Raw genomic sequence first — 16,939 nt, forward strand, 5'->3', positions numbered from 1 at the left:
GTTACGACAGTCGGGCGGGGCTTCTTTCTACCACCCGCCGCCCACCGGCAGCGGGTTCGGGCCAGCCCCTGTTCCCAAGGGAGAACCGCCTTGTGATGCCCTCGTTACGCCTCGGCCGGAGGTGATGGGCCATCACTCGGGACGATCGCCGCGCGGGCACCGATTCCGCCCCGACACGGCGTACGGCGCCGGAGCGCGGGCGTCCCCGACGTCGTACGCCCGGGGGCGCGGACGCTCCGGACCTCACACGGCGCCGGGGCGCGGGCGCCCCGGCGCGGCGGGCGCCTCAGGCGTCCTCGGCCAGCTCCAGCCAGCGCATCTCCAACTCGTCGCGCTCGGTGACGAGTTCGCGCAGTTCGGCGTCGAGCTTGGCGACCTTCTCGAAGTCGGTGGCGTGCTCCGCGATCTGTGCGTGCAGCGTGGTCTCCCGGGTGGAGAGCTTGTCGAGCTGCCGCTCGACCTTCTGCAGCTCCTTCTTCGCGGCGCGGGACGCCTGCGCCGAGACCGCCGGGGCGGCGGAGGGGGCGGGAGCGGCGGACGTACGGGGGGCGGCGGCCGAGGGGGTCGCCTCCTCCTCCATCCTCCGGCGGCGCTCCAGGTACTCGTCGATGCCGCGCGGCAGCATCCGCAGGGTGCGGTCGCCCAGGAGCGCCATGACCCGGTCCGTGGTGCGCTCGATGAAGAACCGGTCGTGGGAGATCACGATCATCGATCCGGGCCAGCCGTCGAGGAGGTCCTCCAGCTGGGTCAGGGTCTCGATGTCGAGGTCGTTGGTGGGCTCGTCGAGGAAGAGGACGTTGGGCTCGTCCATCAGGAGGCGCAGGATCTGGAGCCGGCGGCGCTCACCGCCGGAGAGGTCGCCGACGGGCGTCCACTGCTTCTCCTTGGTGAAGCCGAACTGCTCGCAGAGCTGCCCGGCGGTCATCTCGCGGCCCTTGCCGAGATCGACCCGGTCGCGGACCTGCTGGACGGCCTCCAGGACGCGCAGGTTCGGGTTGAGCTCGTGGACCTCCTGGGAGAGGTAGGCGAGCCGGACGGTCTTGCCGACGACGATCTTCCCGGCGGCGGGCTGCTCCTCGCCCTGGGTGCGGGCGGCCTCGGCCAGGGCGCGCAGCAGCGAGGTCTTGCCCGCGCCGTTGACGCCGACGAGACCGATGCGGTCGCCGGGGCCGAGCTGCCAGGTGAGGTGGGTGAGGAGGGTCTTGGGCCCGGCCTGGACGGTCACGTCCTCCAGGTCGAACACGGTCTTGCCGAGGCGGGCGTTGGCGAACTTCATCAGCTCGCTGGTGTCGCGCGGCGGCGGCACGTCGGCGATCAGCTCGTTGGCGGCCTCGATGCGGTAGCGCGGCTTGGAGGTGCGGGCGGGGGCGCCCCGGCGCAGCCAGGCCAGCTCCTTGCGCATGAGGTTCTGCCGCTTGGCCTCCTCGGTGGCGGCGATGCGTTCGCGTTCGGCGCGGGCGAAGACGTAGTCGCTGTAGCCGCCCTCGTACTCGTGGACGGCGCCCCGCTGGACGTCCCACATGCGGGTGCAGACCTGGTCGAGGAACCAGCGGTCGTGGGTGACGCAGACGAGGGCGGAGCGGCGGGCGCGCAGATGGCCGGCCAGCCAGGAGATGCCCTCGACGTCGAGGTGGTTGGTGGGCTCGTCGAGGACGATCAGGTCCTGCTCGTCGATGAGGAGCTTCGCCAGGGCGATCCGGCGGCGCTCACCGCCGGAGAGCGGGGCGATGACGGTGTCGAGGCCGTGCTCGAAGCCGGGGAGGGCGAGGCCGCCGAAGAGCCCGGTGAGGACGTCGCGGATCTTGGCGCTGCCCGCCCACTCGTGGTCGGCGAGGTCCCCGATGACCTCCTGCCGGATGGTCTTCCCCGGGTCGAGGGAGTCGTGCTGGGTGAGGACGCCGAGGCGCAGTCCGCCGTTGTGGGTGACGCGGCCGCTGTCCGCCTCCTCCAGCTTGGCGAGCATCCGGATGAGGGTGGTCTTGCCGTCGCCGTTGCGGCCCACGACGCCGATCCGGTCGCCCTCGGACACCCCGAGGGATACGCCGTCGAGCAGGGCACGGGTGCCGTACACCTTGCTGACCTGCTCGACATTGACCAGATTGACGGCCATTTCACTCCTGTCCCGGGGGTCCCTGTGGTGAGGACCGACTCGACGTACCAGGGTAGTCGCCGCGCGGGGTGCGGTAGCGTGCCGCGATCGGCCTCGGGGAGAAGCCCCAGGTCGGAGGGGATTCGAGCACTTCCGGGGTGGGGACTTCATGGTGATGACGCGTGGCACGGCACGGAGACGGGTCGCGGTGGCGGCGGCCGTGGCGGCGGTGACGCTGGCCGGCTGTTCCTCGTCGCCGGGCGGGGCGGGGGCCGGCGGCGGGGCGTCGGCCGGGCCGTCGGCGAGCGGCGCGCCCGCGAAGGCGGCGCGGAAGGACGGGGCGGACGGCGCCGGGGCGGCGAAGGCCGTGGCGGAGAAGGGCGGGCGGCTCGGGGGCGCCGGTTCGGCGTGCGAACTGCCGGTGTCCTTCGACCTCGCCGCCGCGTGGAAGCCGAAGAAGATCGAGGTGGAGCCGGCCGACGAGGAGAACCCCTTGGCGGAGGCGCTGACCGACCTGACCGAACAGGGCACCGTGCGGATGGCGTGCGAGATCGACGCCAAGCCGGCGGGGAACATCGGCTTCCTCCGGGTCTGGCGGGGAGACGCCTCCGACCGTGACGACCCCGGCGCGGTGCTGAAGGCGTTCACGGCGGACGACCCGGAGGCCAAGAAGGCCACGTACACGCGGGTGGAGGCCGGTGGGCTCCCGGCCGCCGAGGTGGAGTACACCGTGTACAGCGAACTCCTGGAGGAGGAGAAGCGGCAGCGTGCCTTCGCCGTCTCGACGCCCGACGGGCCGGTGGTGGTGCACCTCGGCGGGATGGACACCGCGGAGCACACCGCGATGCTGCCCGCGTACGAGCTGGCGAAGCGGTCCCTGAAGCTCGGCTGACCCGGCTGCCCGACCGGGTGCCGGCGGCCCTGCGGTAACGTGCGCCGACGGTTCGACGGCACCGGGGGGCGGCGTGGCGGCAGCGGCATGGGAACGGTTCACCCGGCACCGGTGGCTGCCGAAGGCCGCGGCGGCCGTGCTCGCCGCGGCGCTGGCGGCCGGCTTCCTCCTCGTACGGTCCGAGCGGCGCGACGCCCGCAACGCCGAGGTGCTGGAGACGGCCTGCGGGGGTGTCCTGCCGCGCGAGGCGGTGCGTGGTCTGCTGCCCGGGGACGAGACCTGGGAGCTGCGCGACGACCTGGACCTGACCGGGCCGTCGGGGCGCGGGCCGCGCACCCTGCTGCGGTGCTCGGTGGGGTGGGACGAGTTCTGGGGCGGCGGGTACGGGGATCTCCGGCTCGCGGCGGTGCCGGTGCTGGACGTTCCGCTGTCGGGCGTACGGCTGAAGGACGTCCTCGCGACGAGGACCGTGAAGGAGCCGCGCTGGGCCACCGAGCACCTCCGCGCCACCACCCAGGTCACCGCCGACTGCCCGGACGGCCTGGCCGGCTACCCCCGGCCGGTGACCCGCTTCCGCGTCCACGCCTCGCTGTCCGCCGACGGGGCGGAGGTCGCCGGGGCTGCGGAGGAGCTGAGCGAAGTGGTGGCGGCCGCCGCCGACCACGTACGGGTCCGGGGCGGTTGCGGGGGCCGGGTGGTGGAGCCCTCGGACGTGCGGCCGCCGGCGCCGGGGCCCGCCGAGGATCCGTACGAGGAGTCCGAGGAGGTCCCGCCGTCCTGCCGCTGGTTCCGGCCGGGGATGCTCGACGGCGGGGACCCCGACCCCGACGGCGTCACGCACGACGAGGTGGACGCCTGCTCCGTACGCGTCACGCGGGTGAAGCCGGCGAACCGGCTGGACCACTTTGCCTCGGTGTCGTCGGTGAGCTGGCGGGGCCGCCTGCTGCCCGAGGCGCGCACGGCGTACGGGGCGGAGCTGGCCGCCCTGTCCCGGGCCCCGGAGCCGGAGGGCGGCGAGAAGTCGTACACGCTGGCCGTCTGGGCCGAGTCCTCGTGCTCGGGGGCCCGGACGCTGAGCCGGGTGGCGGTGGAGACGGCCGGGTCCGCCCTCGCCGCCGACCGGGCCGACCGGATCCTCGACGCGTATCTGACCTCGTCCGGCTGCCGTGCGGTGAAGGTCCTCGGAAAGGTGTGGAAGTGAGCGACGTCCCGTTCCGGCGCAGGCGGTGGGTGCGCCGCACGGCGGCCTGGACCGTGGCCGCGGCCCTGCTGGCGGGAGGGCTCTTCCAGGTCACCGGCGGCTACGACTCCTGGCGCGACGACCGGGCGCTGGACTCGGCCTGCGACGGCGACCTGGCGGCCGGGGCGGTGCGGGAGCTGTTCGACGGCGCCTCCCTCGCCTCGTCGAGCGGCTGGGGCGACCGGGGGCACTGCACGGTCAGCGCGTCGGACGACGACGTGGACGCCGGTCTGGTGCTGTGGACCGGGAGGACGGAGCACCTGCCGGGTCTGGAGGACACCGGCGGATTCGACGCACCCCTCGGGCACGGTTGGACCGGTTCGTTCAGGTTCGATCCGGACGGCGAGGACCGCGACGAGGCGCGGGCCGTCCTGATGCTGAGCTGCGACGAGCGGTCCGGCCGCGGGCAGGTGACCACGGCGGACGCCGACCTCGGCCGGGGCGGTTTCGACGACCCGGTCGCGCGGGAGCGGCTCGTCGCGGTCCTCACGGAGACGGCCTCGGCGTACGCCCGGCGCACCGGTTGCGCGGCCCGGACCGGCGGACGGGTGGAGGGCGTCGGCGTCACGACGACCCTCCGGGACTACAAGCCCGTCGCCGATGCCACGGGGAGCTGCGCGGGCGTGGTGGACGCCAGGACCGCCGCCCGGTGGGGCGTGCACACGGCGCGGGAGATCACGCGGGACCCGGCCCCCCTGGAGAACTGCGCCCTGGGCGGCCGGAGCGGTACGTTCCTGTACGGCTTCACCGCGTCCTACGGGCCGTCCGCCCGGGAGGCCCGCCGCCGGCTGGACCACCGCTCGGACGACCACTCCCCCCGCAGGGCGGGCGCCTACGAACTGACCGCCCGCTGCCCGGGCGCGGCCGGGACCGCCCTGTTCCAGGTGGAGACCCTCCACGACGAGGACGACCCGAAGAGCGCGGCTCCGGACGTGGACCACGAGGGGCTGCGGGCGGCGCTCCAGCGCTTCGCGGAGCGCTCGGCGAAGAAGCACGGCTGCGGGGCGGTGGAAGGGGTGTAGGTCCGGATTGCCCGTTGCTGCCGGCCTTGAGGCTCTGTACGCTTTCCCGTACGTACAAGAAGCTGTACATTCCGGGAGGCAGTCATGCGCACGATGACCTACACCGAGTCCCGCGCGAAGTACGCCGAGACTCTGAGCTCGGTCGTCGACGATCGCGAGGAGGTCGTCGTCACGCGCGCCGGACACGAACCCGTGGTGATAGTGGCGCTCGACGAATACGAGTCCCTGAAGGAGACCGCGTACCAGCTCAGGAGCCCCGAGAACGCACGCCGCCTGCTGGCCTCGATCGACCGCCTGGAGAACGGCGGCGGCACCGTGCGGGAGCTCGCGGAGTGAAGTTCGTATGGGACCAGTCGTCCTGGGACGACTACGTCTGGTGGCAGAACCAGGACCGCAAGATCCTCAAGCGGATCAACGCGCTGCTCCAGGACATCGCCCGGAACGGCAACGAGGGGATGGGCAAGCCGGAACCCTTGAAGCACGGCTTCCACGGATACTGGTCGCGGCGCATCACCGACGAACACCGGCTCATCTACAAGGTGGCGGACGACGAGGTGCGCGTCGCGGCCTGCCGTTACCACTACGGACGCTGACGCCTACCGCGCGCCCCGGCCCCTCCCCGCCCGTTCCACCAGCAGCCAGCCGCCCAGCGTCATCGCGACGGCGGCCGGGGCGCTGACCGGGATCGCGATCAGCAGGGCCGTGCGGCCGTCCAGCAGGCCGTTGAAGCCGACCATGGACAGGCCCAGCACGCCGAGCAGGCAGAGCGTCGCGCCGAGGGCCGCGAGCGGGCCGCCTCCGGAGGCCGTCGGATGTCCGGGGGCCTTGGGGGCGGCGGGGCGTTCGAAGGTGCGGAAGGCGGCGACGAGGGCGGCGGTGAGGGCCGCCGCGCAGGCGATCCGCACCGGGACCTGGGCCCACCAGGCGGCCGAGGCGGGTGCGGGCAGCGGCACGTCGAGGGCGAGGAGCGCCCCGTACACCCCGAACATCGCGGTGAGGTGCCAGAGGAAGGCGGTCATCGCCACCCCGTTGGCCGCCACCACCGTGCGCCAGACGCGGGGCCGTTCCAGCAGGCGGGCGGCCGGGGCGCGGAGCAGTTCGACCGCGCCGACGAGCCAGAGGCCGTGGGCGAGCAGGGCGAGGGTGGGCGGGGCCATGTTGCTGACCTTCTCGCCGGGCATCCCGACCATGGACAGCGGATACGGTCCGAACGCGACCAGCGCGCAGGCGGCGGCCAGGCCCGCCCCGGCCAGGAGCGCGGGGCGGCGGACGCGGCCGTCGGCGCGGAGGAAGCCGAGCTGGTGGACGGCCAGCCAGACGAAGGCGAAGTTGAGGAACTCGACGTACGGGACGCCGGCCGCGAACCGCAGGACGTCCACCGCGGCCGCCGCGCCGGCCAGGGCGGCGAAGGCGCCCCAGCCGTACCGCTCGTGCAGCCTCAGCAGCGGCGGGGTGAACGCGACCATCGCCAGGTAGATCCCGATGAACCACAGCGGCTGGGTCACCATGCGCAGGGTGACGCCGGTGAGTCCGCCGCCTCCGCCGAGGAGTTGGACGAACAGTGCCGCCGCGCCCCAGACGAGGACGAAGACCGTGGTCGGGCGCAGCAGCCGCTGGAGGCGGGCGCGCAGGAACGCGGAGTAGACGGAGTCATCGGACCCGCCGGGGCGCTTGCGGAGCAGGGAGCGGTAGGACAGCGCGTGGGAGAAGCCGCCGACGAAGAAGAAGACCGGCATGACCTGGAGCAGCCAGGTCAGCGGCTGGAGGGCGGGGACGACGGCGAGCAGGTTGCCGACGCCGTCCGGGGTGACGGCGGCCATCAGCCAGTGGCCGAGCACCACCGCGGCGAGCGAGGCGACCCGGAGGAGGTCGACGTAGCGGTCCCGGGTGGCGGGCGTCGCCCCGGCCAGTTCGCGAACACGTGATCCCATGAACGTACGATCGCGCGGGCCGGGTGGGGCGCGGCAGGGCGCGCGTACTCAATTCCGTTCCTGAGTAGCCGAGTCGGCGGGCGGGACGCGGGAGAAGGCTCCGGGGCGGGGCGGGGCGGGGGGCGCGTGCGCAAAGCGCCGGAATCACCTACCGCGGAGTAGACCTGGACAGCCCGGTCATTGCCGAGTAAAACAAGCACACCATCTGCTCTTCGGGGGAAACAGCGCAGGTCGGCCGGGGGGCTTCTCTCCGTGCGGTCCGGCGTCGCGACTCGCGGGGAGGCACACCGGCTGCCCCTCGGCGATCCGCCGCGGCGCCCGCCGTTCCCAGAACCGGAGTACCCACACCGTGCGGATTCCTCGCCACTTCGCCCCTGTCGTCCTGCTCGGCGTGCTCGCCCTGGCAGGGTGCGAGGGCGGCGCCCAGAACGACGCCGCCGGCCGGACGGCCACGCCTGTCGCCACACCCACCGCCTCCGCCACCCCCACGCCGTCACCGACGCCCACGCCGTCACCGACGCCGACCGTGATCCCCACGCCCGACCCCGTCGTGCCCGCCCTGCACAGCCGGACCTACGAGCAGGCGCGGGCGGAGTTGGACCGCCGGGACATACCCACCGCACGCCTGACGGCGGCCGCCCAGCACAAGGACGTCACCCTCCCCCGGGACCACGACGACTGGTACATCTGCGACACCAGCCCCGGGCACGGCACACGGCTCGCCGCCGACGCCACGGTCACCGTCAAGCTCGCGGAGGACTTCAGCGACTGCACGACCAGCTTCCACGGCTACCTGCACCAGAAGAACGACCCGGCCTACGTCCCGCCCAGAACGGCCGCCCCGAAGCCGAAGCCCCCCGTCACCCACGCTCCCGCCCCGGCCCCCACGAAGGTGCGGCCGAAGCCCGCGGGCGGCTCGATGACCACCTGTTCCGACGGCAAGCCGGGCTACGCCTGCACGTCCAACGGGCACCCCGTCGTCGACGGCCAGTTCTGCCCGAAGGCCGACCGCGGCCGCACGCTCATGGCCACGAACAGGACGATGGTCACCTGCTCCTACGACCCGAGCGTCAGGCCGTACCGCTGGCAGTGACTCACCGGCCGGCCACCGTGGCGCCCGGCGCGGGCGATACGGCCACGCGGGCGTCGCGGCAGGTCCCGGAGGCCAGCAGCGCGTCGGCCGTCTTCCGGGCCGTCTCCTCGTCCGGGACCAGGAACGCCGTGGTCGGCCCGGAGCCGGAGACCAGGGCGGCCAGGGCCCCCGCCGCCGTGCCGGCCGCCAGCGTGTCCGCGAGAGAGGGGCGCAGGGAGAGCGCGGCGGGCTGGAGGTCGTTGCCCAGGGCGGCCGCGAGCGCGTCCGGGTCGCCCGAGCGCAGGGCGGCGAGCAGGGCGGGGGACGCGGCCGGCTCGGGGACCTCGGTACCGGCGGTGAGCCGGTCGAACTCCCCGTAGACGGCGGGGGTCGAGAGTCCGCCGTCGGCCACCGCGAAGACCCAGTGGAAGACGCCGCCGACCTCGATCGGGGTCAGCTTCTCGCCGCGTCCGGTGCCGAGCGCGGCCCCACCGACCAGGCTGAACGGCACGTCGCTGCCCAGCTCGGCGCAGATGGCGAGGAGTTCGTCGCGGCTCGCGCCGGTCCCCCACAGGGCGTCGCAGGCGACCAGGGCGGCGGCGCCGTCGGCGCTGCCGCCGGCCATGCCGCCCGCGACCGGGATGTCCTTCGCGATGTGCAGGTGGACGGCGGGGTCGACGCCGTACCGCTCGGCCAGGGCGAGCGCGGCGCGGGCGGCGAGGTTGGTGGTGTCCAGCGGCACCTGGGCGGCGTCCGGTCCCGAGCAGGTGACGCGCAGCGCGTCGGCGGGGGTGGCGGTGACCTCGTCGTACAGGCCGACGGCGAGGAAGACGTTGGCCAGGTCGTGGAAGCCGTCGGGGCGGGCCGCGCCGACGGCGAGCTGGACGTTGACCTTGGCGGGGACGCGGACGGTGACGGCGGCGCTCATGCCGGCACCTCCGGCTTGTTCTCCGCGATCGCCGCGAACTCCTCCACCGTCAGCGCCTCGCCGCGCGCCTGCGGGGAGATCCCGGCGGCGGTGAGCGCGGCCTCGGCGGCGGGGGCGGAGCCGGCCCAGCCGGCCAGGGCGGCGCGCAGCGTCTTGCGGCGTTGGGCGAAGGCCGCGTCCACCACCGCGAAGACCTCGGCGCGGGAGGCGCTGGTGGCGATGGGCTCGGCCCGCCGGACCAGGGAGACCAGGCCGGAGTCTACGTTGGGGGCGGGCCAGAAGACGGTGCGGCCGATGGCTCCGGCGCGCTTGACGTCCGCGTACCAGTTGGCCTTCACCGACGGCACGCCGTAGACCTTGTTGCCGGGGCGGGCGGCCAGCCGGTCCGCGACCTCGGACTGCACCATGACGAGGGTCCGCTCGATGCTGGGGAAGCGCTCCAGCATGGTGAGCAGCACGGGCACGGCCACGTTGTACGGGAGGTTGGCGACGAGCGCGGTGGGCGCGGGGCCGGGCAGCTCGGTGACCAGCATCGCGTCCGAGTGGACGAGGGCGAAGCGGTCGGCGCGCTCCGGCATCCGGGCCTGGACGGTGGCGGGCAGCGCGGCGGCGAGCACGTCGTCGATCTCGACGGCCGTCACCCGGTCCGCCGCCTCCAGCAGCGCCAGGGTCAGCGAGCCGAGCCCGGGGCCGACCTCGACGACGGTGTCGTCCGGGCGGACCTCGGCCGTGCGCACGATGCGGCGGACGGTGTTGGCGTCGATGACGAAGTTCTGACCGCGCTGCTTGGTGGGGCGTACGCCCAGGGTCGCGGCCAGGTCGCGGATGTCTGCGGGGCCCAGGAGGGCGTCGGGCTCAGTGCTGCTCACCCGGTAAGCGTACGGGGGCGGGGCCGCGGGCCCGCCCCCGTACGCTCCGGGACCGCCGGGAGCCCGGGTACGCCCCGGGCCCGCCGGCCCCGCCGGTCAGAAGTCGAAGGCGCGGGCCGTGTTGTCGTACACGGCGGTCGCCAGCGCGTCCTCGTCCATCCCCTTCACCTCGGCCATAGCGCGGAGCGTGACCGGGATCAGGTACGGCGCGTTGGGGCGGCCCCGGTACGGGGCGGGGGTGAGGAAGGGGGCGTCCGTCTCGACGAGGACCAGCTCGGCGGGGGCGACGGCGAGGGCGTCCCGCAGCGGCTGGGCGTTCTTGAAGGTGACGTTGCCGGCGAAGGACATGAAGTAGCCGGCCTGCGCGCAGATCCGGGCCATCTCGGCGTCGCCGGAGTAGCAGTGGAACACCGTCCGCTCGGGCGCGCCCGCGTCGCGCAGGACCCGCAGGACGTCCGCGTGCGCGTCGCGGTCGTGGATGACCAGCGCCTTGCCGTGGCGCTTGGCGATCTCGATGTGCGCCCGGAAGGACTCCTCCTGGGCGGCGACGCCCTCGGGCCCCGTGCGGAAGAAGTCCAGGCCCGTCTCGCCGACCCCCCGCACGTGGTCGAGGGCGGCCAGCGCGTCGATCTCCGCCAGCGCCTCGTCCAGTGCCGCCCTGCCGCCGGGCTCCCGGGCGCCCTGGCGCGCGGTGCCGTCCGGATCGCCGTGGACGATGCGCGGGGCCTCGTTGGGGTGCAGCGCCACCGAGGCGTGGACGGCGGGGTGGGCCGCCGCGGTCTCGGCGGCCCAGCGGGAGCCGGCCACGTCGCAGCCGACCTGGACGACCGCGGTCACGTTGACGGCGGCGGCCCGCGCGAGGGACTCCTCGACGGTGGCGTCCTGCATGTCCAGGTGGGTGTGGGAGTCGGCGACCGGGACCCTCAGGGGTTCGGGCAGCGGCGGGGCTTCGGTACGGCTCATGCCGACGATCGTACGAGGGCCCCACCCTCGTACGACCGTCGGCCGGGGAGCCACTTCGGTGCGTCCTCCTCGGCGGGATACCCCACGTCACCCGCGCCGGAAGGACCGTGCACCTCGGTGGAGGCCGGGGGTCAGCGGCGGTGGAAGGGGTGCAGCAGGTCCGACAGCTTCCAGTGGCGGTCCGGGACGGCGGCGGACGAAGCCGCCCGGTTCTTCTCGGCGGCCTCCGCCGCGCGCGGCGTCTGCTGCTTGCGCAGGAGCTCCTGCACCCCGGCGACCCGCCCCGCCCGCATGATGCGCACCACGTGTCCCCCGCAGTTGGCGCAGGTCGGCGTGGAGAGCGGGGACGGCACGCGCTCGCCGTCCGCCGTGTAGACGACGAAGGCGTGGCCGTGGACGTCGACGTGGTGCTCTATCTCGTAGGACTGCTCCCAGCCGTACCCGCACTTCATGCAGGCGAAGGCGTACGCCTCGTGGACGGTGGTGGCTGCGATCTCGCTCATGCCTGCTCCTCCTGGCCGCCGGTCACACACTCCGGGGGCGGGCGTCCCGGCCGGTGGTCCGACCGGGTGACCCGTCCCTTCCAGTGGACACCCGGCCCCGGACGGACGCACCAGCTCAGAGGCTTTGTTGATGCGTTCTTGGACTCCTTTGGCCGCCCTTTGCCGCCGCATGGCGCGGGCGAGGACCGAGGGTGGGCAGCGCGTGACCCCCATCCCCGGACGGCCGCCCGGACCTCCTGCCGCACTCCCCCGAATGCGCCGCTGCACCGAGCTGAATGCGCCTGCGCACCACCCCCGTGCGCCCCCGCTTTTCCCTTGCTATTGCGGGCTTTCACCCCACCCGCACCCCAAGAATTCACCATTCAATTGAATGAGTGATTTCCACAGATGTCCCGCCCGATTTGCGGCGCCCCCATTCCTCCTTTTCACTCGTTATGTCCACCCCATTTCCCACAGGACGGGGCACAACTCATGTTCACCACGGACACCACTGCCACCGACGTCGAGCTCGACCTGGACGCGGCTCTCAACCCGGGCGAGGTCGAGGGCATCTACCGCGACTCCCGTGAATGCGCGTACCTCGCGCTCCTCGCGGGCGGCGGCGCGCTTCTGCTCTCGCCCCCGACCCCCCGCCCGAAGAAGGGCTGAACGTCGGAACATGGACCAGACACATGCGTCGTCGCCCCTCGCGGGCGCCGTGCATGACCTGGCAACAGAGGTGGTCCTCGCTCTTCGGAGCGGGGACCACCTCGCCACGGTGTGCGGCGCTGCGGGAATCGACGAGGAGAATCGGACCGGAATCGCGGCGGCACGGGTCATCGGGGCCGACCTGCTGCTGCCGAGCGTGCTGTACGGGCGGAATCCGCACCCGGGTGACGTCGCCGTCCTCGACCGGGCGGTGCGGGAGTTCCCGCCGAAGCCCGACGCCCCCGCCGCCACGGCGTGGAGCCACTGGCACATGATCTCCACGCTCCGGCGGATGGCCCCGCCGCCCCCGGGAGGGGCCGCCCCCACCGCGTACGCGGAGCCCGACGCCGCCTGGCTGGTCGAAGCCCCCTGGCAGGCGTTCACCCACCAGCTGTCGGTCCTCGCACCGCTCGCCGTCCCGGCCGCCCCCTCGGCCGTCCAGCGGGCCGCGGCCGGCCGGACCGTCGACCTGGCGCGCGGCTTCGTCCGCGCGGTGCGGCGGCGCGACTGGCTCCAGGCGGCCGGCGCGGGCCGCTGGCTCGCCGCGCTCGGCGACGCACCGGCCACCCTCGGCCTGGACAGCGGCCTCGACTTCGTCGAGCAGATGGGCGGCCACGACCCCCGGGTGGCCCTGCACGTCCGCGCCGCCCGGCTGATGGACGGGGCGGGCGCACGGTGACGACGACCGCGACCCAGGAGCCGAGCGGGCGCCCCGGTCCCGGCGCGGGCTCCGGGGCCGCGCTCGCCGTCCTCCCCGGCGTCCTGCGCGCCGCCCTCGGCTGGACCGACGCGCACCGGGCCCGCTTCGCGCTCCCCGACGACGTCCTGGAGCCCCACACCCAGGTCAACGGCACGCTGAAGCCGCTGGGCGAGCTGGCCCAGCTCGGCTCCACCATCCAGCGCACCACCGCCCCCGGCACCCCGGAGCACGAGGTGGCCGGGGACCTCGTCGCGTACGCCTGGGAGCAGGTGCGCGAGGGCGCGCTGCTGCTGGAGCTGCTGCGCGCCGAGCCGTTCGCCGCGTACCCGTACGAGATCTACGCCGCGTTCGCCGGGTACGGGCTGCGCCACGAGGGGTTCGAGGCGCTGGCCCGCCCGCTCACCGCGACCCGTGCCTGGGCCCACACCGAGCAGCACGCCAACCGCCAGCTCGGCCTGGTCAACTCCGAGCGGCGGGTCGGCACGCCCACCCACACCGACGCGGGCGCGGTGCTCTCCCGGACCTGGCTGGGCGGTCTCTCGGAGCCGTGGATGTTCGAGGGCCCGTCCGGCTACGCGCTGACCCACACCGTCTTCCACCTCACCGACTGGGGCCGGATGCCGGACCGGGTGCCGGAGAAGATCGACGGCTATCTGCGGACCTGGCTGCCCGCCTGGACCGACGGCTGCCTGGAGAGCGGCCAGTGGGACCTGACCGGCGAGCTGCTCGCGGTGGCGGCCTCCCTTCCTGGCCCCGCCCCCGCCGGACTGCTGGACGCGGTCTGGCCGGTGCTCGCGGGCGTCCAGCACCCGACCGGCTGCGTCCCGGAGACCGGCGCACCGGCCGAGGACCCGGCGCCGGACCCGTACCCCTTCATCGACTGCTACCACTCCACGCTCGTCACGGCCTTCGCGGCGGCCCTGTCCCTGAGGTCGCTGCGCCCGCCGGAGCAGACGGACGGGCCCCCGCCCGGCCGGGAAAGGCGCACCGCATGAGCAGCGGCATCCAGCAGATCCACGACGTCGGGGCCAAGGCCCTGGGCTGGCTGTACGAGCACCGGGAGGGGTTCCGGCTGGAGGCCGACCCGTCCCCGGAGGCGGGCGTGCTGGACCGGTTCAAGCCGCTGGGCGAGCTGGCGCTGATCGGGAAGGTCATCTTCCGCGAGGGCGTGGCCGGCTCCCAGCAGTCCTCCCTCGCCCGCAAGCTGCTCGACCACGCCTGGCACGAGCTGCTGGACTCCGGGGCGCGGCTGCTGGACGGCCAGCGGCGCGAGCCGCTCTCGCCGGTGCCGCTGGAGGTCTACGTACCGTTCCGGGAGCTGGGGTACCGGCAGCCCGAGCTGGAGTCCGCGATCCGGCTCAATCACCGTCTGGCGAGCTGGGCGGCGCTGGAGGTGCTGCCGGTGCGGCGGCTGGGGCTGAGCGCGATCGAGCGGCGGTTCGGAGTGGAGCCGAGCGTTCCGGAGACGGCGGCGCTGGCCCACACCTGGCTGGCGCGGCGGCCCGAGCCGTGGACGGTCGAGGGCCACATCGGCTACGACATCACGCACACCGTCTTCCACCTCACCGACTGGGGCGAGAAGCCGGACGGGCTGCCCGAGGACATCGCGGAGTACCTGGCACTGTGGCTGCCGGTCTGGCTGGACGACTGGCTGGACCTGAAGCGCTGGGACCTGCTGGGCGAGCTGCTGGTCGTGGACGCGTGCCTGCCGGAGCCGACGCTGGAGGCGGCGGCCTGGCAGGGGTTCGCGCAGGCGCAGGAGCCGGACGGGGCGATGCCGGTGGTCGGGGGGATGCCGGAGGGGGACGAGGAGTCGGTGTTCGACCTCGTCTACCACCCGACGCTGGTCGCCGCGTTCGCCTCGGCGCTCGCGATGTCCCGCGCCCTGTCCGACCTCAGCGCCGCACCGGCCCCGGCATGACGGACACGACGGCGCTCCCGGAGTCCGCCGCCCCGGCGGACCCGGCCACCGCGCGCCTGCTGGCCGAGGCGGCCGGCCGGATCGACGCCCCGGACGTGGTGCTCGCGCTCAGCCGGAACGGCGCGCGCACCGTGCACACCGGCGGCGACGGCGCCCCCGGCCCGGTCCCCCGCGAACGGCTGGCCCACGAACTGGGCTCGGCGTCGAAGCCGTACGCCGGGCTGCTGCTGGCCCGGCTCGTGGCGCAGGGCCGGGTCCGGTACGAGGACCGGGCGGCGGACCTGCTGGCCCCGGGCTTCCCGGTGCACCCGGCGGTGCGCCGGATCACCCTGCGCCATCTGCTCACCCACACCTCGGGGCTGCCGGGGCTGCCCGCCGACTTCTACCCGCAGGCGGTACCCCGCTGGTCGACCGACCCGTACGGCGGCTACCCGGCCGACCGCGTGGTCCGGGCCTTCCTGCGGGCCCGGCCGCGCCACCGGCCCGGGACCCGCTGGCACTACTCGAACTTCGCCGTCTCGGTCCTCGGCCACACCCTGGCGGCGGCCACCGGGACACCGTGGGAGGTGCTGCTGCACCAACAGGTGCTGGCCCCGCTGCGCCTGGACGCGACCCGGGTGCGGCCGGGCCCGGAGGGCACGGAGGCGGTGGGCCACCGCCGGGACGGGACGCCGGTGCCCGCGCTGGACACCGGGGGGTTCACGGCGGCGGGCGCGGTGCGGGCGACCCCGCTGGACATGCTCACGTTCCTGGAGGCGCACACGGCGGGTGCGGGACTCGGCGGTCCGGAGTCCACCGGTCCGGGACTCACCGGCCCGGAGCTCACCGGTCCGGAGCTCACCGATCCGACGCTGGCGGCGGCGCTGGCGGAGGTCCGGCGTCCGGTGCTGCGGCGCGGTCTGCGGCACACGCACACCCACACGCTGACGTGGTTCCACCACCCGTCCCCGTACGGCCCGGTCCTCTTCCACGCCGGGGCGACCCTCGGCCAGCAGGCGTTCCTGGGGTTCCGCCCGGACACCGGGCTCGCCGTGGCGGCGACGGCGACGCGGCGGGTGCACCGGGCGGACACGTTCGTGGCGACGGCGTACGGGCTGCTGACGGAGACGCCGTAGCCCCTGCTGCCCACCGGACAGCCACCCCTGCCCCGACGAACCGAACCAACCGGATCAAACCCGGATCAACCGGACCGCTACGGCTGCTTCCGCGTCCCTTCGGCCTTCTCCGCGTTCTTGGCGGCGACCACCGCGTCGAACACCTCCCGCTTGGGCAGCCCGGCGTCGGCGGCGACGGCGGCGATGGCCTCCTTGCGCCGCTCCCCCGCCTCCTCCCTCACCCGTACGCGCCTCACCAGCTCCTCGGCGTCCAGCTCCTGCGGTCCGGTGTCGGGGGCGCCCTGCACCACCACGGTGATCTCGCCGCGCACCCCGTCCGCGGCCCATACCGCCAGCTCGCCGAGCGGGCCGCGCTTGACCTCCTCGTACGTCTTGGTCAGCTCCCGGCACACGGCGGCGCGACGGTCCGCGCCGAACACCTCGGCCATCGCGGCGAGGGTGTCGTCCAGCCGGTGCGGGGCCTCGAAGAAGACCATCGTGCGCCGCTCGTCGGTGTTCTCGCGGAGCCGGGAGAGACGTTCACCGGCCTTGCGCGGCAGGAACCCCTCGAAGCAGAAGCGGTCCACGGGCAGCCCGGACAGGGCGAGCGCGGTGAGCACGGCGCTCGGGCCGGGGACGGCGGTGACCCGGATGTCCTGCTCCACGGCGGCGGCGACGAGCCGGTAGCCGGGATCGGAGACGGACGGCATCCCGGCGTCGGTGACCAGCAGGACGCGCGCGCCACCGGTCAGGGCCTCCACCAGCTCCGGCGTGCGGGCCGACTCGTTCCCCTCGAAGTAGGAGACGACACGCCCCGAGGTGTGGACGCCGAGCGCCTGCGTGAGCCTGCGCAGCCGCCGGGTGTCCTCGGCGGCGACGACGTCGGCCCGCTCCAGTTCGGCGGCGAGGCGCGGCGGGGCGTCCGCCACGTCACCGATGGGGGTCCCTGCGAGCACGAGCGTTCCAGTCGTTCCAGTCACATCAGCCATCCTCGCAGCACGGGCAGCGCCCTTCGCACAGATGCGTTC

18 protein-coding genes are annotated in these 16,939 nt (G+C 74.3%); 11 read left to right on the plus strand and 7 right to left on the minus strand.

The window, feature by feature from the left end; genetic code table 11:
* Window positions 1-286: 286 nt before the first annotated feature.
* Window positions 287-2,110, minus strand: a complete 1,824-nt coding sequence (locus IF19_RS0106875) for an ABC-F family ATP-binding cassette domain-containing protein (RefSeq protein ID WP_030115524.1) — start codon at window positions 2,108-2,110, stop codon at window positions 287-289.
* Between the two features lie 154 nt (window positions 2,111-2,264).
* Here IF19_RS0106875 and IF19_RS0106880 point away from each other — a divergent pair, with 154 nt between their 5' ends.
* The 5 genes from IF19_RS0106880 (at window position 2,265) to IF19_RS0106900 (ending at window position 5,836) form a co-directional block, all read left to right on the plus strand.
* Window positions 2,265-2,981: a lipoprotein gene (locus IF19_RS0106880; RefSeq protein ID WP_030115525.1), complete on the plus strand. Its 717-nt coding sequence runs from the start codon at window positions 2,265-2,267 to the stop codon at window positions 2,979-2,981.
* A 73-nt stretch (window positions 2,982-3,054) separates the two neighbouring features.
* The gene (locus IF19_RS0106885; RefSeq protein ID WP_030115526.1) at window positions 3,055-4,182 is read left to right on the plus strand and encodes a hypothetical protein; all 1,128 of its coding nucleotides are present in this window, start codon (window positions 3,055-3,057) and stop codon (window positions 4,180-4,182) included.
* Entirely contained in the window at window positions 4,179-5,243 is a 1,065-nt protein-coding gene (locus IF19_RS0106890; RefSeq protein ID WP_030119739.1) for a hypothetical protein, read from the plus strand. The genes IF19_RS0106885 and IF19_RS0106890 overlap by 4 nt, the downstream gene beginning before the upstream one ends.
* 84 nt (window positions 5,244-5,327) lie before the next feature.
* On the plus strand, window positions 5,328-5,579 hold the full coding sequence (locus IF19_RS0106895) for a type II toxin-antitoxin system Phd/YefM family antitoxin (RefSeq protein WP_030115528.1): 252 nt from the start codon (window positions 5,328-5,330) through the stop codon (window positions 5,577-5,579).
* A complete protein-coding gene (locus IF19_RS0106900; RefSeq protein ID WP_030115529.1) occupies window positions 5,576-5,836 on the plus strand; it encodes a Txe/YoeB family addiction module toxin in 261 nt (86 codons plus the stop codon). The genes IF19_RS0106895 and IF19_RS0106900 overlap by 4 nt, the downstream gene beginning before the upstream one ends.
* A gap of 3 nt (window positions 5,837-5,839) precedes the next feature.
* Here the strand turns inward: IF19_RS0106900 and IF19_RS0106905 are convergent, their stop codons facing one another.
* Window positions 5,840-7,174: an acyltransferase family protein gene (locus IF19_RS0106905; RefSeq protein WP_030115530.1), complete on the minus strand. Its 1,335-nt coding sequence runs from the start codon at window positions 7,172-7,174 to the stop codon at window positions 5,840-5,842.
* A gap of 349 nt (window positions 7,175-7,523) precedes the next feature.
* Between IF19_RS0106905 and IF19_RS0106910 the strand changes: the two genes are divergently transcribed.
* Complete coding sequence (locus tag IF19_RS0106910) at window positions 7,524-8,267, plus strand: PASTA domain-containing protein (protein WP_030115531.1); 744 nt, start codon at window positions 7,524-7,526, stop codon at window positions 8,265-8,267.
* Between the two features lies 1 nt (window position 8,268).
* Here IF19_RS0106910 and IF19_RS0106915 read toward each other — a convergent pair whose 3' ends face one another.
* The 4 genes from IF19_RS0106915 to IF19_RS0106930 form a co-directional block, all read right to left on the minus strand.
* A complete protein-coding gene (locus tag IF19_RS0106915; RefSeq protein ID WP_030115532.1) occupies window positions 8,269-9,174 on the minus strand; it encodes a 4-(cytidine 5'-diphospho)-2-C-methyl-D-erythritol kinase in 906 nt (301 codons plus the stop codon).
* Window positions 9,171-10,043, minus strand: a complete 873-nt coding sequence (rsmA, locus tag IF19_RS0106920) for a 16S rRNA (adenine(1518)-N(6)/adenine(1519)-N(6))-dimethyltransferase RsmA (RefSeq protein ID WP_030115533.1) — start codon at window positions 10,041-10,043, stop codon at window positions 9,171-9,173. Before rsmA ends, IF19_RS0106915 begins: the two co-directional genes overlap by 4 nt.
* Before the next feature lie 96 nt (window positions 10,044-10,139).
* Window positions 10,140-11,006 carry a TatD family hydrolase gene (locus IF19_RS0106925; RefSeq protein WP_030115534.1) on the minus strand — a complete coding sequence of 289 codons (867 nt, stop codon included), beginning with the start codon at window positions 11,004-11,006 and terminating at the stop codon, window positions 10,140-10,142.
* A 131-nt stretch (window positions 11,007-11,137) separates the two neighbouring features.
* Window positions 11,138-11,509 carry a hypothetical protein gene (locus IF19_RS0106930; protein WP_030115535.1) on the minus strand — a complete coding sequence of 124 codons (372 nt, stop codon included), beginning with the start codon at window positions 11,507-11,509 and terminating at the stop codon, window positions 11,138-11,140.
* A gap of 471 nt (window positions 11,510-11,980) precedes the next feature.
* On the opposite strand from IF19_RS0106930, the gene IF19_RS1000000137595 reads away from it, so the two are divergent.
* Genes IF19_RS1000000137595 through IF19_RS0106955 form a run of 5 tightly spaced genes read left to right on the plus strand, consistent with a single transcriptional unit; the run spans window position 11,981 to window position 15,932 of the window.
* Window positions 11,981-12,157: a hypothetical protein gene (locus IF19_RS1000000137595; RefSeq protein ID WP_093902358.1), complete on the plus strand. Its 177-nt coding sequence runs from the start codon at window positions 11,981-11,983 to the stop codon at window positions 12,155-12,157.
* 10 nt (window positions 12,158-12,167) lie between these two features.
* Window positions 12,168-12,875 (plus strand): hypothetical protein, encoded by a 708-nt coding sequence (locus tag IF19_RS0106940; RefSeq protein ID WP_030192190.1) that lies wholly within the window; start codon window positions 12,168-12,170, stop codon window positions 12,873-12,875.
* Window positions 12,872-13,891 carry a DUF6895 family protein gene (locus IF19_RS0106945; protein ID WP_030115537.1) on the plus strand — a complete coding sequence of 340 codons (1,020 nt, stop codon included), beginning with the start codon at window positions 12,872-12,874 and terminating at the stop codon, window positions 13,889-13,891. Before IF19_RS0106940 ends, IF19_RS0106945 begins: the two co-directional genes overlap by 4 nt.
* On the plus strand, window positions 13,888-14,817 hold the full coding sequence (locus IF19_RS0106950; RefSeq protein ID WP_030192192.1) for a DUF6895 family protein: 930 nt from the start codon (window positions 13,888-13,890) through the stop codon (window positions 14,815-14,817). The genes IF19_RS0106945 and IF19_RS0106950 overlap by 4 nt, the downstream gene beginning before the upstream one ends.
* Window positions 14,814-15,932 carry a serine hydrolase domain-containing protein gene (locus IF19_RS0106955; RefSeq protein ID WP_030115540.1) on the plus strand — a complete coding sequence of 373 codons (1,119 nt, stop codon included), beginning with the start codon at window positions 14,814-14,816 and terminating at the stop codon, window positions 15,930-15,932. Before IF19_RS0106950 ends, IF19_RS0106955 begins: the two co-directional genes overlap by 4 nt.
* 77 nt (window positions 15,933-16,009) lie before the next feature.
* Here IF19_RS0106955 and rsmI read toward each other — a convergent pair whose 3' ends face one another.
* Window positions 16,010-16,900 (minus strand): 16S rRNA (cytidine(1402)-2'-O)-methyltransferase, encoded by an 891-nt coding sequence (rsmI, locus tag IF19_RS0106960; RefSeq protein ID WP_032747401.1) that lies wholly within the window; start codon window positions 16,898-16,900, stop codon window positions 16,010-16,012.
* Window positions 16,901-16,939 lie beyond the last annotated feature (39 nt).

This window comes from Streptomyces californicus (assembly GCF_000717645.1).
Taxonomy (GTDB): domain Bacteria; phylum Actinomycetota; class Actinomycetes; order Streptomycetales; family Streptomycetaceae; genus Streptomyces; species Streptomyces californicus.